This window comes from uncultured Methylibium sp. (assembly GCF_902826655.1).
GTDB lineage: Bacteria > Pseudomonadota > Gammaproteobacteria > Burkholderiales > Burkholderiaceae_C > Methylibium.
In genome coordinates this window covers 1-21,602 of the sequence record NZ_CADEFR010000048.1, presented here as the reverse complement: position 1 = coordinate 21,602, position 21,602 = coordinate 1, and the positions used below count along the sequence as shown (strand labels likewise).

17 protein-coding genes and 1 pseudogene are annotated in these 21,602 nt (G+C 72.4%); 9 read left to right on the top strand and 9 right to left on the bottom strand.

Features of this window, described 5'->3' with window-relative positions; all coding sequences use genetic code 11:
* Positions 1–101: 101 nt before the first annotated feature.
* Positions 102–2,651 (top strand): FtsX-like permease family protein, encoded by a 2,550-nt coding sequence (locus QZV97_RS16040; RefSeq protein ID WP_295644648.1) that lies wholly within the window; start codon positions 102–104, stop codon positions 2,649–2,651.
* 17 nt (positions 2,652–2,668) lie between these two features.
* Here QZV97_RS16040 and QZV97_RS16035 read toward each other — a convergent pair whose 3' ends face one another.
* The 5 genes from QZV97_RS16035 to QZV97_RS16015 form a co-directional block, all read right to left on the bottom strand.
* Positions 2,669–3,601: a hypothetical protein gene (locus tag QZV97_RS16035; RefSeq protein ID WP_295644644.1), complete on the bottom strand. Its 933-nt coding sequence runs from the start codon at positions 3,599–3,601 to the stop codon at positions 2,669–2,671.
* A gap of 6 nt (positions 3,602–3,607) precedes the next feature.
* The gene (locus tag QZV97_RS16030) at positions 3,608–3,781 is read right to left on the bottom strand and encodes a hypothetical protein (protein WP_295644643.1); all 174 of its coding nucleotides are present in this window, start codon (positions 3,779–3,781) and stop codon (positions 3,608–3,610) included.
* A gap of 76 nt (positions 3,782–3,857) precedes the next feature.
* Complete coding sequence (locus QZV97_RS16025; protein WP_295644641.1) at positions 3,858–4,625, bottom strand: alpha/beta hydrolase; 768 nt, start codon at positions 4,623–4,625, stop codon at positions 3,858–3,860.
* A gap of 38 nt (positions 4,626–4,663) precedes the next feature.
* Positions 4,664–4,951, bottom strand: coding sequence for a DUF1330 domain-containing protein (locus tag QZV97_RS16020; protein ID WP_295644637.1), 288 nt, complete (start codon positions 4,949–4,951; stop codon positions 4,664–4,666).
* 10 nt (positions 4,952–4,961) lie between these two features.
* Positions 4,962–5,318 (bottom strand): DUF1304 domain-containing protein, encoded by a 357-nt coding sequence (locus QZV97_RS16015; protein ID WP_295644634.1) that lies wholly within the window; start codon positions 5,316–5,318, stop codon positions 4,962–4,964.
* 213 nt (positions 5,319–5,531) lie between these two features.
* Here QZV97_RS16015 and QZV97_RS16010 point away from each other — a divergent pair, with 213 nt between their 5' ends.
* Entirely contained in the window at positions 5,532–7,745 is a 2,214-nt protein-coding gene (locus QZV97_RS16010) for a TonB-dependent receptor (protein ID WP_295644630.1), read from the top strand.
* 712 nt (positions 7,746–8,457) lie between these two features.
* Entirely contained in the window at positions 8,458–9,351 is an 894-nt protein-coding gene (locus QZV97_RS16005; protein ID WP_295644627.1) for a DMT family transporter, read from the top strand.
* Between the two features lie 108 nt (positions 9,352–9,459).
* Here QZV97_RS16005 and QZV97_RS16000 read toward each other — a convergent pair whose 3' ends face one another.
* Together QZV97_RS16000 and QZV97_RS15995 are read right to left on the bottom strand one after the other, a co-directional pair.
* Positions 9,460–9,807 (bottom strand): DUF4148 domain-containing protein, encoded by a 348-nt coding sequence (locus tag QZV97_RS16000; RefSeq protein WP_295644624.1) that lies wholly within the window; start codon positions 9,805–9,807, stop codon positions 9,460–9,462.
* Positions 9,808–10,026: 219 nt separating this feature from the next.
* On the bottom strand, positions 10,027–11,124 hold the full coding sequence (locus tag QZV97_RS15995) for a DUF748 domain-containing protein (protein ID WP_295644621.1): 1,098 nt from the start codon (positions 11,122–11,124) through the stop codon (positions 10,027–10,029).
* A gap of 37 nt (positions 11,125–11,161) precedes the next feature.
* On the opposite strand from QZV97_RS15995, the gene QZV97_RS15990 reads away from it, so the two are divergent.
* The 6 genes and pseudogenes from QZV97_RS15990 (at position 11,162) to QZV97_RS15965 (ending at position 20,384) form a co-directional block, all read left to right on the top strand.
* Positions 11,162–12,070 carry a DUF429 domain-containing protein gene (locus tag QZV97_RS15990; protein WP_295644618.1) on the top strand — a complete coding sequence of 303 codons (909 nt, stop codon included), beginning with the start codon at positions 11,162–11,164 and terminating at the stop codon, positions 12,068–12,070.
* 51 nt (positions 12,071–12,121) lie between these two features.
* Positions 12,122–14,992: a hypothetical protein gene (locus QZV97_RS15985; protein ID WP_295644616.1), complete on the top strand. Its 2,871-nt coding sequence runs from the start codon at positions 12,122–12,124 to the stop codon at positions 14,990–14,992.
* A gap of 38 nt (positions 14,993–15,030) precedes the next feature.
* Positions 15,031–16,836: a hypothetical protein gene (locus QZV97_RS15980; protein WP_295644613.1), complete on the top strand. Its 1,806-nt coding sequence runs from the start codon at positions 15,031–15,033 to the stop codon at positions 16,834–16,836.
* A gap of 70 nt (positions 16,837–16,906) precedes the next feature.
* Positions 16,907–19,429, top strand: coding sequence for a ligase-associated DNA damage response DEXH box helicase (locus QZV97_RS15975; protein ID WP_295644610.1), 2,523 nt, complete (start codon positions 16,907–16,909; stop codon positions 19,427–19,429).
* Positions 19,426–19,692 (top strand): annotated as a pseudogene (locus tag QZV97_RS15970) (YkvA family protein); the annotation flags it as partial. The gene QZV97_RS15975 and the pseudogene QZV97_RS15970, both read left to right, overlap by 4 nt.
* A gap of 137 nt (positions 19,693–19,829) precedes the next feature.
* Complete coding sequence (locus QZV97_RS15965) at positions 19,830–20,384, top strand: thermonuclease family protein (RefSeq protein WP_295644607.1); 555 nt, start codon at positions 19,830–19,832, stop codon at positions 20,382–20,384.
* On the opposite strand, the gene QZV97_RS15960 is transcribed toward QZV97_RS15965, so the two are convergent.
* Together QZV97_RS15960 and QZV97_RS15955 are read right to left on the bottom strand one after the other, a co-directional pair.
* The gene (locus QZV97_RS15960; protein ID WP_295644604.1) at positions 20,341–21,027 is read right to left on the bottom strand and encodes a hypothetical protein; all 687 of its coding nucleotides are present in this window, start codon (positions 21,025–21,027) and stop codon (positions 20,341–20,343) included. The two genes, QZV97_RS15965 and QZV97_RS15960, sit on opposite strands and share 44 nt — an antisense overlap.
* Before the next feature lie 23 nt (positions 21,028–21,050).
* A partial coding sequence (locus tag QZV97_RS15955; RefSeq protein WP_295644601.1) for an arginase occupies positions 21,051–21,602 on the bottom strand: 552 nt, incomplete at its 5' end.

Here is a 21,602-nt window from a genome sequence, read left to right as displayed (position 1 = left end):
CATTTGGGCCAGCAAATGAAAGTGACTCGCCTGCCGGGGCGAGACCCGGCGCAGCATCCCGCGGCCAGCGGAACCCAGCCACGAAGTGCTAACTTCGCTCCATGACCCCTCCTTCCCTCTGGACCCTGGCCCGCCGCCAGCTGATGCGCGACTTCCGCGCCGGCGAGCTGCGCCTGCTGGTCGTCGCCGTGATGCTCGCCGTGGCGGCACTGACGGCGGTCGGCTTCTTCGCCGACCGGCTCAACAGCGGCCTGGCGCGCGATGCGCGGTCGCTGCTGGGCGGCGACGCCATCGTCGCCAGCGACCAGCCGGCGCCGGCCGCGCTGGCCGAACGGGCGCGTGCCGACGGCCTGCAGGTCGCCGGCACCGTGGGCTTTCCGAGCATGGGCCGCGCACCCGACGCCCAGGGCGGTGCCTCGCGGCTGGTCGCGGTCAAGGCGGTCAGCGAGGGCTATCCGCTGCGCGGCCAGCTCAAGATCGCCGATGCGCCAGGGGCACCCGAGCGCGTCGCGAGCACGGCACCGGCGCGCGGCACGGTGTGGGTCGACGTCGCGATCCTCGATTCGCTCGCCCTCAAGATCGGCGATCCCCTGCTGCTGGGCGATGCCAGCCTGCGCATCGCCGCGATCGTCGCGGTCGAGCCCGACCGCGGCGCCGGCTTCATGAGCTTCGCGCCGCGTGCGCTGCTGAACGAGGCCGACCTGCCGGCCACCGGCCTGATCCAGCCGGCCAGCCGCGTGACCTACCGGCTCGCGGTGGCCGGGCAGGGCGCCGGCGGCGACGCCAAGGTGCGTGCCTATGTCGCCTGGGCCGAGCAGCAGATCGCGCAGCAGGGCTGGCGCGGCCTGCGCATCGAGTCGCTCGAGGGCGGGCGCCCCGAGATGCGCCAGACGCTGGACCGCGCGGCCAAGTTCCTCAACCTCGTCGCGCTGCTGGCCGCGCTGCTGGCGGCCGTCGCGATCGGCATCGCGGCGCGCGACTTCGCCAACCGCCATCTCGACGACTGCGCGATGCTGCGCGTGCTGGGCCAGTCGCAGCGGCGCATCGCCGGCGCCTTCGTCGTCGAGTTCGCGGCGGTCGGCCTGCTGGCCAGTGCGCTGGGCGTGCTGCTGGGGCTGGCGGTGCACTTCGTCTTCGTCGCCCTGCTGGCCGGCCTGGTCGATGCGGCGCTGCCGCCGCCGGGCGTGTGGCCTGCGGCCTTCGGCCTGGGCGTGGGCCTGACGCTGCTGCTGGGCTTCGGGCTGGCGCCGGTGCTGCAGCTGGCGCAGGTGCCGCCGCTGCGCGTGATCCGGCGCGACCTCGGCCAGCTCAAGCCCGCCTCGATCGGCGTGCTGCTGGCGGGCTTCGCGGGCTTCGCGGCGCTGCTGGTGGCCGTGGCCTCGGACCTGAAGCTCGGGCTGATCACCGTCGGCGGCTTCGCCGGGGCGGTGGCGGTGTTCGCGCTGCTGTCCTGGCTGGCGGTGCAGGCGCTGCGGCGCGTCGTGCCGTCGGCCAGCGCACCGCGCTGGCTGGTGCTGGCGACGCGCCAGGTCGCGGCGCGCCCCGGCTTCGCGGTGCTGCAGGTCAGCGCGCTCAGCGTCGGCCTGCTGGCGCTGGTGCTGCTGGTGCTGCTGCGCACCGACCTCATCAGCAGCTGGCGCCAGGCCACGCCGCCCGATGCGCCCGACCGCTTCGTCATCAACGTGCAGCCCGAACAGGGCGAGGCCTTCCGCAAGCAGCTCGACGCCGGCGGCGTGAAGGGCTACGACTGGTACCCGATGATCCGTGGCCGTCTCGTCGCTGTGAACGGCAAGCCGGTCAAGCCCGAGGACTACACCGAGGACCGCGCGCGGCGCCTCGTCGACCGCGAGTTCAACCTCAGCCACGACGCGCAGCTGCCCGGCCACAACCGCGTGGTCGCCGGCCGCTGGGTGGCCGACGAGCCGGGCGCGATCAGCGTCGAGGCCGGCCTGGCCCAGACCCTGGGCGTGAAGCTCGGCGACACGATGCGCTTCGACATCGCCGGCGTGATGCAGGAAGGCCGCATCACCAGCCTGCGCGAGGTCGACTGGGGCTCGATGCGCGTCAATTTCTTCGTGATGTTCCCGAGCGCCCGCGTGCCCGACGAGCTGCCGGCGAGCTACATCGCGGCCTTCCGCGCGCCGCCGCCGCAGGCCGGCCAGCCGAGCTTCGACAACACGCTGTCGCGCGCCTTCCCCAACATCACCAACGTCGACGTGTCGGCGTCGATCGCGCAGGTGCAGCGCGTGCTGGACCAGGTGATCCGCGCGGTCGAGTTCCTGTTCGGCTTCACGCTCGCGACCGGGCTGGTGGTGCTGTTCGCGGCCGTCACCGCCACGCGCGAGCAGCGCGCCGCCGAGTTCGCGGTGATGCGTGCGCTGGGTGCCGGCAGCAGCCTGCTGGGTCGCGTGCAGCGGGCCGAGCTGCTGGGCGTGGGCGCGCTGGCCGGCGTGCTGGCCTCGGTGGCGGCGCTGGCCGTCGGCTGGGCGCTGGCGCGCTATGCCTTCGAGTTCCGCTGGAGCGCGCCGCTGTGGGTGCCGCTGGTCGGCGGCGCGGCCGGTGCGCTGCTGGCGCTGGCGGCCGGCTGGTGGGGCCTGCGCGAGGTGCTGACGCGGCCGGTGGTCGAGACGCTGCGCCGCGCGACGCAGTAGTCAGCCGCCGCGCGCGGTCAGAACGGCCGCTTGCAGGCCTTGCCCTCGTATTCCCAGCGATGGGTCTTGTATTCCTTGCCGTTCCAGCGCACGACCGGGAAGCAGAAGCCCGGCCCGCCGATCTGGATGTCGGGGAAGCCGTCCTTGCCCTTCGTGGCCAGGAAGTCCGGCATGCCCTGGCTCTGCGTCAGCAGCTTCCAGCTGCCGCCGGCCTGCTGGCTGAGCAGCCAGAAACCCTGGCCAGTGTTGCCGTAGCAGAACGTGCCGCCCTCGCTGAGCACGGCCTCGGGCCGGCCGTCGCCGTTGAGGTCCTTGAACGCCTCGACATTGCCCGGTCCGTAGCTCGAGGACGACGGGTCGTCGCAGCCTTCGGTGACCCAGCGCTTGCCCTTGCGCTTGAAGCCGGCGGCCTTGAAGACCGCCGCCTCGTCGGCCGCCGACGGCTTGCCCGCACCGCCGGTTGCCGCTGCGGTCGGCGCCGCGGGAGCGGCAGGCGTGGCCGCCTGCGCCAGGCTCTTGCCGCTGCAATCGGTCTGCGGCTGGTAGCGCTGGCCGTCGTGGCGCAACAGGCGCGGGCAGCCCGGACTCAGGTCCTGCAGGTCCAGCCAGCCCTGCGGATTGCGCTCGGCCAGCGCCTTGACCTGGCCGTCGCCCTGCAACACCTGGCGCCAGCGTCCGTTCTGCTTGGTCGCCACGGCGTAGTAGCGGCCGGCCGGCGCGTAGCAGGCGCCTTGATCGATGAACAGCGCCTCGGGCTGACGGTCGCCGTTGAGGTCGACGAAGCTCACCTTGGGGTTCGCCGCATGCGCGCAGCGGTTTCTCGGCTGGCCGTTGACCACCCCGAAGCCGGCCGCGACGAACAGCTCCTCGACCTCGGCCCGCTCCATGCGCGGCTGGGCCATCGCGGCCCAGGGCAGCGACAGCAGCAACAGGGCAGGGACGAGGCGCATGAGCGCTCAGGACTTGCCGGGCGCCTTGCTCGGCACGCAGTTGGCGCGCGCGCAGGCGTATTCGGCGCGGGCCTGGGCGACGCCGGGCTGGTCGAGCGAGTAGGCGGGCCGCGGCTGCGCCTGCGCGGACAGCGCCAGCAGGGCCAGGACGGACGACAGCGCGAGCGGGCGAAGCATCATCGGGAGTCCTCGTGATCGACCGGTCCAGCTTAGCGGCGGCGAGGGCCGCTTGTCCAGCGCCGGCAGGCCCCGGGGATCAGGGCTCGAGGATCCAGCGCGCCGTGCGCGCCACGACCTCGGCCTCCAGCCCGGCGAAGCCGTGATGGCCGGCGGCCTCGCAGGGGTCGCCGCGGTCCGTGCCGCCGGTCATCGCGATCAGCGACTTGCGCGGCGCGCCGGCCAGCCGCTGCATCAGGCGCGGCATGTCGGCGTAGGCGCAGACGCTGCAGCCGTCCTGCTCGTGGTGCACCACCAGCACCGGCAGGCGCAGGCCGTCGATCGCCATGTCGGGCACGGGCCGGCCCCGCGGGTCGCGCAGGACGGTGGAGCTCAGCACCAGGCCGTCCGGACCGTCGGAGCCGCTCAACTGCGTCGCGACGTGCGCGACCGACTGCGTGCCCCGGCTGGTGCCCACCAGCCACACGGGTCGCGGTGCCTGCTGGCGCGCCCAGGCGATGACCGCCCTGACGTCGGCCACGTGCTCCGGCGTCTGCCGGTAGCCGGTCAGGTAGGGCGGGCGCTGCCGGTCCGACGGCGCGTCGATCAGCACGACCCGCAGGCCCTGGTCGGCGAACAGCTGGCGCGAGCGCACGAGAAAGTTGCCGCGCCCCCACTGCAGGGTCCCGTCGTCCGCGATCTGCAGGCCGCCGTGACCGCCGGCGAAGAGGACCACGGTCGCACGAGGCTCGGCCGGGCCGAGGACGAGCAGCCGTTGCGTCACGCCCAGGCGCGTCGGCAGGTCGACCACGCGGGCCGGCTGGGCCTGCGCCGTGGCGGCGGCCCACGCGATCAGCAGGCCAGCCATCCGGAGCAGCGCCCGCCGCATCGCGCCTCGCTTGGCGTTCAGGCCTGGTAGCCGATCAGCGTCACGTCGGCCGCCTCGCGGCGCAGCGGCAGCAGCGCCTGGTAGGCGGGCGAGTCGTGCCAGCCGCGCAATGCCTCGGCGCTGGGGAAGCGGATCACCACCGTGTCGGTGTGCGCCACCTCGCCGCTCAGTGCGACGAGCTTGCGCCCGCGCACCAGCACCTCGCCCTGCCAGGGCGCGATCGTCGCCGGCACCTGGGCGCGGTACGCGTCCCACTTGGCCGCGTCCTTGATCGCGATGCTGCCGATCACGAAGGCCGCGCTCACGGGCGCGGCCTCAGGCCAGCCACAGCAGCGCCAGGCCGATCGCCGCCGGCACCGACTGGATGAAGAGGATCTTCCTGCCCACCGTCGCGGCGCCGTACAGCCCGGCGACCAGCACGCACAGCAGGAAGAAGGTCTTCACGCCGAGACCGGCCTCGCCGAGCGACAGCCCCCAGAACAGCCCCGCCGCGAGGAAGCCGTTGTACAGGCCCTGGTTGGCCGCCAGCACCTTGGACGCGGCGGCCGACTGCGGCGTCTGCCGGAAGGCGCGCAGCCCCGCCGGCTTGTCCCACAGGAACATCTCCAGCACGAGGATGTAGACGTGCAGCAGCCCGACCAGGGCGACGACGACGTTGGCGGCGAGGGACATGGCGGCTCCGTGGGAGTGAGGGGGCGGCGACCCGGGCAGGGCCGCCGCGAGTGTGGCACCGCGGTCCCGCCGCCGGCGTCGCCCGCGGGACTTGAGACTGGCCCGAGGCCCAGGGGAAGCCCGCGGGCCGTTTGCAGATTTTCTCTATTGGGGCCCCTGGGGGCCGCGGGTAGAGTCCGCGCGCTTTCACGAACCGACCCCCGAGGAGACCTCATGCTGTCCGCGCCGCGCGCCCGTCTTGCCCTGTCCCTGCAGCCGGTGGCCCTGGCCAGCATGCTGTCGATCGCCGCACCGGCCGCCTGGGCCCAGACCGCGGAGGCGCCCGCGCTGGCGCCGGTGGTCGTCACCGGCAAGGGCTTCGAGCAGCGCGCCTTCGACACGCCGTACTCGATCACCGTGATCGACGCCGAGACCTTCCGCGAGGCCGGCCCGATGGTCAACCTGTCCGAGGTGCTGGGCCGCGTGCCGGGCCTCATCGCCGCCAACCGCAACAACTACGCGCAGGACCTGCAGATCAACTCGCGCGGCTTCGGCGCGCGCTCGACCTTCGGTGTGCGCGGCCTGCGCCTGTACAGCGACGGTATCCCGGCCACCAACCCCGACGGCCAGGGCCAGGTCGCGCACTTCGACCTGGCCGGCGCGCAGCGCGTCGAGGTGTTGCGCGGACCGTTCAGCGCGCTCTACGGCAACAGCTCGGGCGGCGTGATCGCGCTGGTCAGCCAGCCGGCGCGCGAGCGCTACGGCGAGCTCGGCGTCGACGTCGGCAGCGACGGCCTGCGCCAGGGCCGCGTGACGATCCAGTCGCCGTTCGGCGACACGCCGGGCAAGGGCCTGGACCTGCGCTTCGGCGCCAGCTATTTCCAGACCGACGGCTTCCGGGCCGAGAGCGCGGCGCGCCGCACCCTGGCCAACCTGCGCGTGGGCTGGACCGGCGACAGCGACCAGCTCATCTTCACGCTCAACCACATCGACCAGCCGGCCGACGACCCGCTGGGCCTGACGCGTGCGCAGTTCAACGCCGACCCCTACCAGACCACGCCGCAGGCCACGCAGTTCGACACCCGCAAGACCGTGCAGCAGGAACAGGCCGGCCTCAGCTGGCGCCACCGCTTCGACAACAGCGCCTGGGCGCTGAGCGAGAGCGCCGTCACCGCCTACCACGGCCGCCGCTCCGTCACGCAGTGGCAGGCCATCGCGCCGGCCACGCAGGCCGCGGCGCGCCAGCCCGGCGGCGTGATCGACTTCGACCGCAGCTACGAAGGCGTCGACGCGCGCCTGATCTGGCGCTGGACGCTGGAGGGCGACCGCACGGCGCAGTTCGTCGCCGGCGCGGCCTTCGAGCGCAGCGACGAAGACCGCCGCGGCTACGAGAACTTCTTCGGCACCAGCGCCGCGCCGACCGCGCTGGGCGTCACCGGCAACCTGCGCCGCGACGAGAGCAACGAGGTCCGCACCGCCGACGGCTACGCCCAGGGCGAGATCGAGTTCGCCAAGGACTGGACCGCGACCGTCGGCGTGCGCAGCGGCAGCGTGAAGTTCGATGCCCAGGACCGCTACATCGTCGGCATCAACGGCGACGACTCGGGCTCGCTGAAGTTCAGCTACACCAACCCGGTCGCGGCGCTGCAGTGGCGCGTGACGCCCACGCTCAACTTCTACGCCAGCGCCGGCCGCGGCTTCGAGTCGCCGACCTTCGGCGAGCTGGCCTACAAGGCCGACAACACCAGCGGCTTCAACACGGCGCTCAAGCCGCAGATCAGCCGCCAGGTCGAGCTGGGTGCCAAGTGGCGCGACGACGCGCTGGGCCTGGCCATCGACGCGGCGGTGTTCGAGGCGCGCACCAGCGACGAGATCAGCGTCGCCACCAACAGCGGCGGGCGCTCGAGCTTCCAGAACGTGGGCCGCACGACGCGCAGCGGTTTCGAGCTCGGCTCGGCCTGGCGCTTCAACCCCGACTGGCGCGCCGTGTTCTCCTTCACCTGGCTGAGCGCGCGCTACAACGACAACTTCCTCACCTGCGCGTCGACGCCGCCCTGCGGGCCGGCCTTCGCCGGCAGCCAGGCCACCGTGCCGGCCGGCAACCGCATCGCCGGCACCTCGCCGCACAGCGCCTACGCCGAGCTGGCCTGGAAGCCGCTGGGCGCGCGCGGCCCCGAGGTCGCCGGCGAGCTGCGCCTGCAGGACAGCGTGGCCGTCAACGACCGCAACACCGACTTCGCCGGCGGCTGGTCGACGCTGGCGCTGCGCGCCACGCAACGCTGGGACCTGGGCGGCGGCAGCGCCATCGACGCGCTGCTGCGCGTCGACAACGTCTTCGACCGCACCTACGCCGGCAGCGTGATCGTCAACGAGGGCAACGCCCGCTTCTTCGAACCTGGCGCGCCGCGGAGCTGGCTGCTGGGGGTGAAGTGGAGGCAGGCGTTCTGAGGTCTCGGGCCTCGGTGGTGTTCGCTTCCTTCTGCTGACGTTCAGGCGACCTGCACGTCCGTCGACGCCTCCCGCAGCGAATCGGAAGCGGGGGTTACTGGAAGGGATCGAAGGCCGTAGCATGCGGCGCTTCGCAGCGAGACGGGCGACATCGGACCGATACGCTACGGTCGCCCACTCGACGCAAACCTGCCCCATGCGCGCGATTCGCATCGTTGTTCTGTCGTTGGCCGGTACCGCAGCGGTTCTACTTTTTGCTGGACCGTGGGCGCTTTATGAGCTTGGGCTGTATGCCGCGGGCGGCAAGCCAAAGCCGCCCGCTGCGATGGCTTCGACTGAGCAGTAGCTCGCTGCTTGGCAGCGTATGCGTGGCAAGGGCGCACCCGTAGTTCCCAAGCTCAATCCATACACATACTTCGCAGTCGCCGTTGAGCCGAGCCAGGAGCGTTCGGGGCTACTGGTCGCGTGGCATGTGGCCTCAGAGCACCTACGTGAGCATCGGCGCTACGAGGGCATGCTCTGGTGGCACTTGTCAGGCGCCGCTCTCTCAACCTGGCTCACACGAAATTGGTCCACCGAGCAGTTGTTGAGCAAGGCGGCTGAGTCCAGAGAGTGAGACGTGAGCTAGCCCGTTCCACCCCGGACTTGCTCGACCGCAAGCGCTGCTGCGGCAGCGCCCAGCCAGCGGGCCCGCCGCCACTAGACTCCTCCAGTGCCCGCCACCGCCCTGGCCCTCGTCCTCGCCGCCGCCCTCTGCCACGCGCTGTGGAACCTGGCGGCCAAGCATGCGGGGGGCGATCAGCGCTTCGTGCTGCTGACGGCGCTGATGATCGCGGTGCTGTGGGCGCCGCTGGGCATCTGGGCGGCGTGGGGCGTGCTGCCGCGCTGGGGCTGGCTGGAGTGGGGCATCACGCTGGCGAGCGCGCTGACGCACCTGCTGTACTTCACGCTGCTGCTGCGCGGTTATCGCGCGGCCGACCTCACGGTGGTCTATCCGGTGGCGCGCGGCACCGGGCCGCTGCTCAGTTCGATCGGCGCGGTGCTGCTGCTGGGCGAGGCGCTGTCGGCCTTCGGCGTGGCGGGTGTGGCGGCGGTGGCGCTGGGCGTGTTCCTGATCGCCGGCGGGCCGCGCCTGGTGCGCGAGCTGCGCTCGGGCGCTGGCGACCCCGCACAGCGCCAGCGCCTGCAGCACGGCGTGGCCTACGGCGCGGCCACCGGCGTGTGCATCGCCGGCTACACGGTGATCGACGGCTACGCGGTCAAGGTGGTGGCGATCTCGCCGCTGCTGATCGACTACTTCGGCAACCTGCTGCGCATCCCGTTCAGCCTGCCCGTCGTGCTGCGCGACCCGGCCGGCGCGCTGGCGGCCTGGCGTGCCACCTGGCGCTGGGCACTGGTGGTGGCGGTGCTGTCGCCGCTGGGCTACGTGATGGTGCTGTACGCGCTGCAGTTCGCGCCGCTCAGCCACGTGGCGCCGGCGCGCGAGGTGTCGATGCTGTTCGCCGCGCTGATCGGCGGGCGGCTGCTGGGCGAGGGCGACCCGGGCCTGCGGCTGGCGGGTGCGGCGTGCATCGCGCTCGGCGTGGCCGCGCTGGCGCTGGGCTGATCCAGGTGCCGCAAGAAAGCACGAGGGGCCCGGATCGGGCCCCTCGTTCGGTGCGCCTCGTGCCCCGCCGGGTCGGCGGGGCCGGGCGACCCTTCGTCGATCGCTGACTTACTTGGCGGACTTCTTGTCGGCCAGGCGCAGGTCGCTGGCCGAAACCGAGCCGCGCTGCGGCAGCTGGCCGCCGTTCACTTCGGCGTAGGCGAAGTCCATCTCGCCGTTGGCGCGGGCACGGGCCAGTTCGGCCTGCACTTCGGCGCGGGTCTTGTAGGTGTTGACGGTGCGCAGCGCCGGGCCGCCGATCTCGGACTGGCCACGGTCCAGCTCGCCGGCGGCCTGGGCGCGGGTCAGTTCGGCTTGCACGTCGGCACGGGTCGCCGGAGCGGTCTGGGCCTGGGCCGAGATGCTGATCAGGGCGGCGGCGGTGGCCAGGGCGGACAGCTTGATGAAGGCGTTCATGGTGGGGTTCCTTCCGGTTGTTGCGTTGCGATGGAAGGAATGTAGGACTTGCATCCCGGCTGATAAATAGCCGGTTTGCCAATGCACCGTTGCTGAATGATCAACAAACTAGGGGAGATCCGTCCGGGTTGGCCCGGGGATGGGGTGCTTCTCCGCTCCTGGACGGAGACCGCGGGTGCCTTGCTCCGCAACGGCTACCGCGACCGAGCGGGTAGATGCTCAGCGCCCAAACAACCCCTTGATCACACTGCCCAGGCCCTCGACGACGCCGCCGACGCTGAGGCCCAGCTTCTCGGCCAGCGCGGCCGCAAAGCGGGTCGCCAGGTTCTCGTTGAGCGAGAACGCCGGGTCGTCCAGCCGGCCCTCGAGGGTGAAGTCCAGCTCGATCGGGCCGCTCTGGCCGGCCATCGCCACCAGCGCCTGGCGCGGCAGGCCGGCGAAGCCGCCCGCGCCCAGCTCCAGACCGGTCAGCGTGATGCGGCCGGGCGCATGCAGCTGCTGGCGCTGCACCCGGGCCCTGAGGTCCAGGTCCAGTCGCCCGGCCTTGACGCCGCCGTCGGCCACGCGGCTGAGGTAGGGCTGCAGCACGACCAGGTCGACCTGGCGCAGCTGCACCTTCAGGTCGGCGTCGCGGCTGGCGTGGGTGACCTCGCCTTCGATGGCGAGCTTGCCGCGCGGCCCGGTGCGGCTGCCTTCGATCATGGCCTGCAGGTCGACCGCGGTGGCCGCGTCCAGCGCCGGCAGCGGCAGCGGGCCGAGGCGCGCATCGATGCCGGTCAGGCGCAGCGCCAGCGGCGGCTGGCGCACCGAGGCGTCGAACCACGCGACCTCGGTGTCGCGCAGCCGCACTTCGCCGATGCGCAGCGAGGGCGGCTCGGCCGCCGTGCCGTCGCGCCGGCCCGGCGACGGCCCCAGCAGCGAGGGCAGCACGCGCAACGCGCCGTCGCGCGTGCGCAGCAGCGCGATGTAGCCGCCGTCGACGACGATGCGGCGCACGCCGATGCGGCCGCGCAGCGCGGCCCACAGGTCGGGCGCGACCAGCATGCGCTCGGCGCGCAGCTCGTCGGCCGTCGGCCAGCCGCTCTTCGGCGCGGCGGCGATGCGCAGGCCGCGCAGCTCGACGCCGTTCCACGACAGCGAGATCGACGCGACCTCGCCGCGCGGGCCGAGCTGCGCGACGATCTCGCGCTGCAGCTGCTTCATCGCCAGCTGCCAGGCGACGGCGAGCAGCACCAGCAAGGTCAGCGCGATGGCGCCCATGCGCCACAGGCGCCGTCGACGGAGGCTGGCGGGGACGACTTCGGAGGGCGAGGACATCGCGGCATTGTCGCGGGCCGCTAGAGTCCGACGAGCGATGTCAGAAGCTCATCCCACCTCGAAGCCGCTCCCGCCCTTGATCGGCGTGGACTTCAGCAGCGCGCCGACGCGCCGCAAGCCCATCACCGTGGCCCACGGCCGGCGCGAGGGCGCGGTGCTGCGCCACGAGCGGATCGAGGAGCTGCCGGGCCTCGGCGAGTTCGAGGCGATGCTGCAGCGGCCCGGCCCCTGGCTCGGCGGCTTCGACCTGCCCTTCGGCCTGCCGCGCGAGCTGGTGGCGGCGCTGGGCTGGCCCCTGCAATGGGCGCCGCTGATGCGCCACTACGCGTCGCTGTCGCGGGCCGAGATCCGCCAGCGCTTCGCGGCCTTCTGCGACGCGCGACCGGCCGGCGGCAAGTTCGCGCATCGCGCGACCGACGGCCCGGCCGGATCGAGCCCGTCGATGAAGTGGGTCAATCCGCCGGTGGCGTACATGCTGCACGCGGGCGTGCCGCGGCTCGTCCAGGCGGGCGTCACGCTGGCGGGCCTGCATGCCGGCGACCCGCAGCGCGTCGCGGTCGAGGCCTATCCCGGCCTGCTGGCGCGCGAGCTGATCGGCGCGCGCTCCTACAAGAGCGACGACCGGGCGAAGCAGACGGACGATCGCCTGATCGCGCGCAAGGACATCGTCGACGCCCTCGAGCAGGGCCGCCCGGCGCGCCTGGGCCTGCGGCTCAAGCTCACGCACGCGCAGCGCGACACGCTGGTCGCCGACGGCTCGGGCGACCGGCTCGATGCGGTGCTGTGCCTGGTGCAGGCCGCGTGGGCCGCGACGCAGCCGCGTCACGGCCTGCCGCCGCAGGTCGATGCCATCGAGGGCTGGATCGCGACGGCGCCGTGGGACGCGCCGGCCCCCGCGAGCCCGGGGGGTCGGCCGACTCAGGCTAGGGAGAAGCAGATCAACTAGGGACGCGCCGCGCGGATCCGTCGCCGAAGCTGGTGGTTCAGGAGAACGACCATGAACCAGCAATTCGATGCGAACGCCCGGCTTCATCTCACGCGCGACGACGACGGTGTCGTGCGCGACCTGCTGCACACCGAGGAGCCCTACGCCAGCAGCGCCGGCACGGCCCTGCTCGCGGCGCGCGAGTACCTCGACAAGTTCGGCCCCCTGCTCGGCATCGCGCCGGCCGAGCTGCTGAACTTCAGCGCTTCGCCCGAGCGCACGCCGATGCAGGCCGGCGTCGAGTACCGCTACAGCCTGGAGAAACCGCAGTTCGACATGACCACGGTCGTGTTCGAGCAGACCTGCTGGGGCCTGCCGGTGTGGAACGCCGCGGTGTCGGTGCAGATGCGGCAGAAGCCCTTCGTCGTGGTCGGTGCGCAGTCGAGCCGGCATGCGAAGGTCGATGCCGCGCTGCCCGACGAGAAGCTGCTGCAGCGCGCCGCCAGGCTCGATGGTCGCAGCCTCGCCAAGGCGCTGGGCCTGGCCGACGCGAAGGAGTGCGATGCGGCATCGTTCAAGCCGCTGCGCCAGCGCCTGGTGGTGTATCGCTACGAGGCCGCGCGGCGCACCGCGCCCGACGACCACGACGCGCCGGGCGCGCCGGGCGTGGCGTCGGCGAAGTCCGCGCACGGCATGCACGCCGGCCTGCCGCTGGCGCGCGTCGCCGAGACCGTGGCCGAAGGCCGCCACTACGTCGCCGTCGAGCTGATCTTCACGATGACCTGGCGCGGCATCGCCGACCTGCCGTGGATCGCGATCGTCGACGTCGAGTCGCTCAGCGTGCTGTACCTGCGCGCCTTCATCGACGACGTCGCCGGCCTGGTCTTCCGCGAGGACCCGGTGACGCTGAACGGCGGCCCGGCGCCCAGCGCCAACGCGGCGGCGCTGAACGCGCTGCGCTCGTCGGTGCAGCTGCCCGACCTGAACCCGCCAGTGGCCGGCACGGTGTCGCTGACCGGCGAGCGCGTGACGGTGGTCAACGTCGAGGTGCCCAATGCCGCGCCGCCCACCGAGCCGGCCGGCAGCAACTTCGACTTCGTCTCGCGCACCGACAACTTCGCCGCGGTCAACGCCTACTACCACTGCGACCGCTTCTTCCGGCTGGTCGAGGAACTGGGTTTCGACCTGCCGACCTACTTCACCGGCACGCTGTTCCCGAGCGTGGTCGACCACCGCGGCCACTACGGCACCGCCAACGGCCTGGAGATCAACGCCTACTGCATGGGCAACGGGACCTTCGGCATCGGCCGCACCGCCTTCATGCTGGCCGACCTGGGCGACACCGGCAATCCGATCGGCCTGGCCTGCGACTGGCGCGTCGTGCTGCACGAGCTGGGCGGCCACGGCATCCTCTACAACCACGTCAACTCGCCGAACTTCGGCTTCGCGCACAGCGCCGGCGACAGCTTCGGCGCGGTGCTCAACGACCCCGACACGCACGCGGCCGACCGCTTCCAGACCTTCCCGTGGATCACCGGCGTGATCGCGCGCCGCCACGACCGCGATGTGACGGCCGGCTGGGCCTGGGGCGGCACGCAGGACTTCGGCGGCTACAACTCCGAGCAGATCCTGTGCACGACGCACTTCCGCCTCTACCGGTCGGTCGGCGGCGACTCGCCCGAGCTGGCGATGCGCGAGTTCGCGGCGCGCTACGTGGCCTACCTGATGCTGCGCACCATCGGCTCGCTGACGCAGCCCACCAATCCGGCCAACGCGACCGCCTACGCCAGCGCGATGATCGCCGCCGAGCTGGGCAACTGGACCAGCGAGGGCCAGGTCGGCGCCGTCAACCACAAGGTCGTGCGCTGGGCCTTCGAGAAGCAGGGCCTCTACCAGCCGCCCGGCGCACCGACGCCGGTGGTGTCGGTGGGCGCGCCGCCGGCGGTGGACCTCTACATCGACGACGGCCGTCACGGCGAGTACGGCTTCCAGCCCCACTTCTGGGAGACCGGCGACATCTGGAACCGGCTCGAGCCCGACGGCCAGCCCGGCCACCAGACGCCGCAGGTCTGCTGCCGCAACTTCGCCTACGTGCGCGTCAAGAACCGCGGCACGCAGATCGCGAAGGGCGCGCGCGTGCGCGCCTACCGCGCACGGCCGGCAGCCGGCCTGGTCTGGCCCGACGACTTCGAGCCCATGGGCAGCACCTCGCTGGCCGTGCCCGACCTGGCGCCCGGCGCCGAGCTCGTGATCGGCCCCTTCGCGTGGACGCCGGTCGATGCCGGGCACGAAGTGATGCTGATGAGCGTCAGCGCCGCGGCCGACCGCGCCAACACCGACGCGATCACCGGCTTCCCGTCGGCGGTCGGCCCGACGCCGGTGTGGCGCCTGGTGCCGACCGACAACAACACGGCGATGCGCGCCGTGATCCCGGTGCCCGGCGGCGGCGGGCGCTGCGCGCTGGAGGCCGCGTTCTGCAATCGCAAGTTCTGGGCGCAGAACCCGACGGCCAGGACCGCGCGCATGCAGCTGAAGGTGCTGATGCCCGCCTTCCTGGCCGGTCGCGGCTGGGTGATGCGCTTCGACAACCCCGGCAGCGGCAACTTCACGCTCGGTCCGCGCGACCAGCGCCTGATCCGCCCGCGCCTGGTCAGCGGCCGCGACTTCGAGCTCGACGAGCTGATGGACGCCGGCCCGCTGGCGATCCGCGTGCTGGTGCTGGCCGACGGACTGGTGGTGGGCGGACTCACCTTCGCCATCGATCCCCAGCTCGAATGCCCGGCCCCCGAGCACTGCGACAAGCCGCGCCCCGAACCCAGGCCCTGCCGCTGCGAGCCCTGCATCGACGAGCGTTGCAGGCCGTGCGCGCCGGCGCCGTGCGACGCCAGGCCGGCGCCGCCCGAGGGCTGCCATGAGGAACCGAAGTCCCCCGGACATTGCTGAGGCGCCAGCGTCGCGTCCACCTGGAACGGAGCCACGCCATGGACCTTGCCCTTGAAGAGACTCCATCGAAGCCCGCACGAGCGGGCCTTCGTGCCGTGCTGCTCGCGCTGACGCTCTGTGTCGGCGTGTCGCTCGCGCAGGGCCAGGGTCAGCTGCCCGGCCCGGCTTCGACGAACACGACGCCGACGAGCACAGCGCGCGACGAGGAACGCGCGCTCGACGTGAGCTTCGGCAGCGACGGCCGGGTCTCGATCGCGTCCGACGGCGGAGTCGTCGTCCTGCAACTGGAACGCGTCGGCCGCGGCGCCCGGCCGGGCGTGGCGCCGGTGCCGCAGTTCATTCAGGAGGGCGACCGCGTGGAGTACCGGCGCGGTGCGCTCGTCGAGTCGTACACCAACACCCAGGGCGGGCTCGAGCAGCGGTTCATCCTGCGCCGCCCGCCCGAGGGGCGAGGCGAACTGCGCCTCGTGATGGCGGTGGAGGGGCTCGTGCCGTCGCTGCTCGAGGACGGCGCCACGATCGCCCTGCGCGCCTACCGCCGGCAGGCCCTCGCCTATGGTTCGCTGTTCGCGCGCGACGCGCAGGGCCGCAGCCTGCCCGCCGCGCTCGACGTCAGTGGCCAGCAGATCGCGCTGCGCGTCGATGACGCCGGCGCGGCCTATCCGATCGAGATCGATCCGATCCTGAGCCCCTGGTACTGGGCGCACGAGAAGACGCTGACCGTCGGCCCGTGGGACGATGTGTCGAGCTTCTTCGGCTACGCGGTGGGAATGCAGAACAGCCGGGCCGCGGTCGGCTCGGGCTTCATCTACCCCGGCGCGGCCGAGGTGTTCCGCAACCTCGAAGGCACGCCGCTGCCGCCCTGGTTCAGCGCCGTGCACATGGAACCGGTCGCCGGCGCGACCGGCAAGTTCGCCGCTGCACTGGCCTACGACGGCGACACCTTGGTCGTGGGCGCGCCCTGGTTCGCCGCGGCGCAGGCCCAGGTCGGCTACGTCAGCATCTACTTGCGGAGCGGCAGCGGCGACAGCTGGGCACTCCAGCAGACGCTCGTGCCGAGCTACGCGCCGCCGGGCAACACCATCCAGCAGTTCGGTTTCGGCCAGACCCTGGCACTGTCGGGCGACACCCTCGTCGTCGGCGCCTGCGGCTACGCCGACTACACCGGCCGGGCCTTCGTGTTCGAGCGTTCGGGCGGCATCTGGACGCAGACCGCGGAGCTGCAGGGCCTGCCCGAGGCCTGGGGCAACCGCTTCGGCTGCAGCGTGGGCATCGGCAATGGCGTGATCGCCGTCAGCCGCCCGGCCGCCCAGCCGCCTTACTTCCCGGCACTGGCGGGCCAGGTGCATCTCTTCGAGAAGGTGAACGGCACATGGACCCAGCAGCAGGTGATCGTCTCGAGCAGCTCGGCGGTCAATGATGGCTTCGGCTACGTGATCGCCATGCACGGCGATCGGCTGGCCGTGCGCGACTCCGATTCGGTCCAGCTCTTCACCCGCGTCGGCGGGACCTGGACTTACCAGTGGAACTACCCGGTCGGCCCGTTCGGCGGCGTGGGCGAGCGCCCGATGGCCCTGGGGCCGACGCGACTGCTGGTCGGTGAGCCGGCAGCCACGATGAGCGGCACGGCCGCTGCCGGACGAGTGCTCGTCTTCAACGGATCCGGCGCAAGCCTGAGCTACGCCGGCTTCATCCGCGAACCGACCCCGCAGGCGGGCGCAGGCTTCGGCGCCTCGATCGCGACCTCGGGCAACCGCGTGATCGCCGGCGCGCCGAACGCGAACACGAGCGCCGGGCGAGCGCAGATCTTCCGGCGCCAGCTGCTGGGCTGGTCGCTGCCGTAGCGGCCTGGCGATCGAGGGCGTCGTCTCGCCGGCGAGACCGGCGCGACCGGCGAGACCGCACACTACGCGGGTGCCGCGCCGCGACCCGTCCCCTCCGCTCACTCCGTCCGATCCCGCCGATCTCCAGCGCGTCGAGACCTGGTTCGAGCAGCGCGGCTGGCGGCCGTTTGCCTTCCAGCGCGAGGTCTGGGAGGCGATGGGGGCGGGCCGCTCGGGCCTCCTGCATGCGACGACGGGGTCGGGCAAGACGTATGCGGTCTGGATGGGGGCCTTGCTGCGTTCCGGCATCGCGGCGGGCCAGGGGGCCGCGCCGCTGCAAGTGCTGTGGCTCACTCCCATGCGGGCCCTGGCCGCCGACACCCTCAAGGCCCTCACGCTGCCCTTGCCCGAGCTCGCCCCGCACTGGACCGCCGGGCTGCGCACCGGCGACACGCCCGGCGGCGAACGTGCGCGCCAGGACCGGCGCTTTCCGACCACGCTGATCACGACACCCGAGTCGCTGAGCCTGATGCTGACGCGGGAGCACGCGCGCGACGAGCTGGGCGCCGTGCACACCGTCATCGTCGACGAGTGGCACGAGCTGATGGGCAACAAGCGCGGCGTGCAGGTGCAGCTGGCGCTGGCGCGGCTGCGGCGATGGAACCCGAAGCTCGTGACCTGGGGCCTGAGTGCGACGCTGGGCAACCTGGAGGATGCGTCGCGCGTGCTGCTCGGCAACGACGACGGGGCGCTGGTGCGCGGCCGCATCGACAAGGCGCTGGTCATCGACACGCTGCTGCCGGCGAACCCGGGGCGCTTCTCCTGGGCCGGCCACCTGGGCGCGCAGATGCTGCAGCCGGTGGTGGACGAGCTGGAGAAGAGCAGCACCGCGCTGGTCTTCACCAACGTGCGCTCGCAGGCCGAGATCTGGTTCCAGCTGCTGCTGCGCGAGCGGCCCGACTGGGCCGGCCTGATCGCCTTGCATCACGGCTCGCTCGACAAGGACGCACGCCACTGGGTCGAGGAGGCGCTGAAGGCCGGTGCGCTGAAGGCGGTGGTGACGACCTCGTCGCTGGACCTGGGCGTGGACTTCCTGCCGGTCGAGCGCGTGCTGCAGATCGGCTCGGCCAAGGGCGTGGCGCGGCTGCTGCAGCGCGCCGGCCGCAGCGGCCATCAGCCGGGCCGCGCCTCGCGCGTGACGCTGGTGCCGACCAACACGCTGGAGCTGGTCGAGGCCGCCGCGGCGCGGCGCGCGGCGCAGGCCGGCCGCGTCGAGAAGCGCGACGCGCCCGAGAAGCCGCTGGACGTGCTGGTGCAGCACCTGGTCACGGTGGCGCTCGGGGGTGGTTTCGAGGCCGGGGCGCTGTACGCCGAGGTGAAGACGGCGCACGCCTACCGCGGCCTGACGCGCGCCGAGTTCCAGTGGGCGCTGGACTTCGTCGAGCGCGGCGGCGCCAGCCTCGGCGCCTATCCCGACTACCACCGCGTGAAGAACGTGGACGGCGTCTACCGCGTGCCGGACCGCGGCATCGCCCAGCGCCACCGGCTGGCGATCGGCACCATCGTCGGCGAGGCCTCGATGCTGGTGAAGTGGATGTCCGGCGGCACGATCGGCAACATCGAGGAGGGTTTCATCGCACGCCTGAAGCCCGGCGACTGCTTCGTCTTCGCCGGCCGCGTGCTGGAGTACGTGCGCACCCAGGACATGGCGGCCTACGTGCGCAAGGCCACGCGCAACAAGGGCATCGTGCCCAGCTGGGCCGGCGGCAAGATGCCGCTGTCCACCGAGATGGCCGACGCGGTGCTCGAGATGCTGCAGGTCGCCGCGCAGGGCGACTTCTTCGAGCCCGAGCTGCAGGCCGCGCAGCCGATGCTGGCGACGCAGGCCCGTGTGTCGAAGCTGCCGACGCCGCAGACCTTGCTGGTCGAGCGCCACGATTCGCGCGAGGGGCATCACCTCTACCTCTACCCGTTCGCCGGGCGCAACGTGCACCTGGGCCTGGCCTCGCTGCTGGCGTGGCGGCTGGCGAAGGCGCAGCCCAACACCTTCAGCCTGTCGGTCAACGACTACGGCTTCGAGCTGCTGAGCGCGCTGCCGGTGGCCATCGACGGCGTGCTCGATGGCACGGTGTTCGACACGGCCGACCTGCTGCCCGACGTGCTGGCAAGCCTCAACTCCAGCGAGCTGGCGCAACGGCGCTTCCGCGAGATCGCGCGCGTCGCCGGGCTGGTGTTCACCGGCTATCCCGGCGCGCCCAAGAGCATGAAGCAGCTGCAGGCGTCGAGCAGCCTTTTCTACGAGGTCTTCCGCAAGTACGACGCCGGCAACCTGCTGCTGAGCCAGGCCGAGACCGAGGTGCTGGGCCAGGAGCTGGAGATCCGTCGCCTGGGCGCGACGCTCCGGCGCATGGCGCGGCTGCGCATCGACCTGGTGGAGCTGAAGATGCCCAGCCCCTTCTGTCTGCCGCTGATGGTCGAGCGCTTCCGCGAGCAGCTGACGACGGAGAAACTCTCGGTCCGACTCGACAGGATGCTGGCCGACATGAACGCTGCCCTCGATGCGCCGCCGACCACCGCGGCCCCCGCACGACCCGCCCGCAGGAAGCGCGCATGAAGCTGGGTCCGCTGCGCAAGCTCTTCGGCGCCGCCAACCGCGCGCGCCTGGGCATCTACCTGCTGGCCCTGTGGAAGCTGGTGCGCCACCCCGACACGCCGCGCGCGCCGAAGTGGATCGCGATCGCGGTGCTGGCCTACGCGCTGAGCCCGATCGACCTGATCCCGGACTTCATCCCGGTGCTGGGCATGCTGGACGAGCTGATCCTGCTGCCGCTGGGCATCGCGCTGGCGGTGAAGCTGACGCCCGAGCCGATCTGGCGGGCACGGCTGGCCGAAGCCGAAGCGACGGGGCGGCAGAAGCTGCCGAAGATGATCTGGGGCGCGGTGCTGATCGTCGTGATCTGGCTGCTGTCGCTGGGTCTGCTGGGCTGGTGGCTGTGGCCGAAGCTCGCGTCGGCATGAGGCGGCGGTCGTGGGCCGTGCTGGCCTGCGCGCTGGGGCTGTCGGCGCCGGCGCTGGCGGGTGAAGAGCGCTTCGACGGCGTGGTCACGCGCGTCAGCGACGGCGACACGGTCTGGGTCCGACCCGAGACCGACCGCGCGCAGCCGCGGCGCAAGCCGGTGAAAGTGCGCCTCGTCGGGCTCGATGCGCCCGAGCGTTGCCAGGCGCACGGCGCCGAGGCGTCCGTGGCCTTGTCGGACCGCGTGCTGGGTCGCCGCGTGCAGGTGCTGCGGCGCGCGACCGACACGCACGGCCGCGCGCTCGGCACGCTGTGGCTGGGTTCGCAGGACGTCGGCGCATGGCTGGTGCGCGAGGGCCACGCCTGGTCGGCGCGCTACCGCGGCGACCCGGGGCCGTATGCCGCCGAGGAGCAGGCGGCGCGCTCCGCGCGGCGCGGGCTGTTCGCCGCGGCGGATGCCGTCGAGCCGCGCGACTTCCGTCGCCGCCACGGCCCGTGCGACGACCCGCTCAGCCGCCCCGCGCCACCAGCGAGAAGTTCTGGCCCGGGATGACCAGCGTGTATTGCAGCTTCGAACCCAGGCCATTGCCGGTGGGGCTGAGCGCGAAGCAGATCGACTGCGTCAGCGCGACGGCCCCGCCGCTGTCGCGCTGCGTCGTGTCGAGGCAGAAGTAGACGTCGCCGCTGTAGAACTGGATCGTCCAGCGCGTCGTCGAGTTGCCGTTGCTGCTGCCGCCGGGCGTGCAGCTCGCGTAGTCGGTGCTGCCGAACAGCGAGCCGTTGCCGCCGATCGGCGAGAACGGCGGCGGGGCGAAGGGCATGCCGATGTCGCTGCAGCCGCCGCCGACGGAACTGAGCCCGATCAGCAGGAAGCCGGTGATGAAGAACAGCGAGCCGAGGTCGACGACCGGCGACCCGCCGAAGGGCGTGAGGCTGCTGCGGCGTTCGACGCGCTCGGCGCTGGCGCCGTTGCGCGGGTAGCTGCCGCTGCCCTGGGGCGTGAAGCTCAGCGTGTAGACGTAGTCGCGGCCGTCGGAGCCGCGGCCGGCGGCCGTGTAGTTGCGCGGCGTGGTGAGCAGCTGGCGCCAGGCGGCGCCGGGGTCGTAGTCGACGCGGACTTCGACATCGCCACCGCCGCCTCCGCCGCAGGCGGTCAGCAGCGCGGCGGCGGCAAGGGCACTGAGGTGTCGGCGCATGGCGGGCTCCGCAATGGCCGGGACTACTTGCGCATCAGCGTGCTCTTGCCGAACAGGCTCTCGATCAGGTCGACCGCCACCTCGGCGGTGCGGTTCCTGACGTCGAAGGCCGGGTTCAGCTCCATCACGTCGAGCGAGGCCAGGCGGCCGGTGTCGGCGATCATCTCCATGCACAGCTGGGCCTCGCGGTAGCTCGGTCCGCCCTTGACGGTGGTGCCGACGCCGGGGGCGATGTCGGGGTCGAGGAAGTCGACGTCGAAGCTGACGTGCAGGTGGGTGTTGGCGTCGAGCGTCGCCAGCGCCAGCTCCATCGTGTGGCGCATGCCCATCTCGTCGATGTAGCGCATGTCGAAGACCTCGAGGTCGACCTCGTGCACCAGGCGCTTCTCGCCGGCATCGACGCTGCGGATGCCGATCTGGCGCACCCACTTCGGGTTGATCGCGGGGACCTGGCCGCCGATCTCGATCAGCTGCCGGGGCCCGTGCCCGCACAGGCATGCGACCGGCATGCCGTGCACGTTGCCGCTGGGCGTGAGCACGTTGGTGTTGAAGTCGGCATGCGCGTCGAGCCACAG

Coding starts and splice junctions, on each gene's coding strand:
- QZV97_RS16000 (WP_295644624.1), bottom strand. CDS start 9,807: ATGAACGCCTTCATCAAGCTGTCCGCCCTGGCCACCGCCGCCGCCCTG.
- QZV97_RS15965 (WP_295644607.1), top strand. CDS start 19,830: ATGAGGCGGCGGTCGTGGGCCGTGCTGGCCTGCGCGCTGGGGCTGTCG.
- QZV97_RS15960 (WP_295644604.1), bottom strand. CDS start 21,027: ATGCGCCGACACCTCAGTGCCCTTGCCGCCGCCGCGCTGCTGACCGCC.
- QZV97_RS15990 (WP_295644618.1), top strand. CDS start 11,162: ATGTCAGAAGCTCATCCCACCTCGAAGCCGCTCCCGCCCTTGATCGGC.
- QZV97_RS15985 (WP_295644616.1), top strand. CDS start 12,122: ATGAACCAGCAATTCGATGCGAACGCCCGGCTTCATCTCACGCGCGAC.
- QZV97_RS15995 (WP_295644621.1), bottom strand. CDS start 11,124: ATGTCCTCGCCCTCCGAAGTCGTCCCCGCCAGCCTCCGTCGACGGCGC.
- QZV97_RS15980 (WP_295644613.1), top strand. CDS start 15,031: ATGGACCTTGCCCTTGAAGAGACTCCATCGAAGCCCGCACGAGCGGGC.
- QZV97_RS16040 (WP_295644648.1), top strand. CDS start 102: ATGACCCCTCCTTCCCTCTGGACCCTGGCCCGCCGCCAGCTGATGCGC.
- QZV97_RS16015 (WP_295644634.1), bottom strand. CDS start 5,318: ATGTCCCTCGCCGCCAACGTCGTCGTCGCCCTGGTCGGGCTGCTGCAC.
- QZV97_RS16025 (WP_295644641.1), bottom strand. CDS start 4,625: ATGGCTGGCCTGCTGATCGCGTGGGCCGCCGCCACGGCGCAGGCCCAG.
- QZV97_RS16030 (WP_295644643.1), bottom strand. CDS start 3,781: ATGATGCTTCGCCCGCTCGCGCTGTCGTCCGTCCTGGCCCTGCTGGCG.
- QZV97_RS16010 (WP_295644630.1), top strand. CDS start 5,532: ATGCTGTCCGCGCCGCGCGCCCGTCTTGCCCTGTCCCTGCAGCCGGTG.
- QZV97_RS16035 (WP_295644644.1), bottom strand. CDS start 3,601: ATGCGCCTCGTCCCTGCCCTGTTGCTGCTGTCGCTGCCCTGGGCCGCG.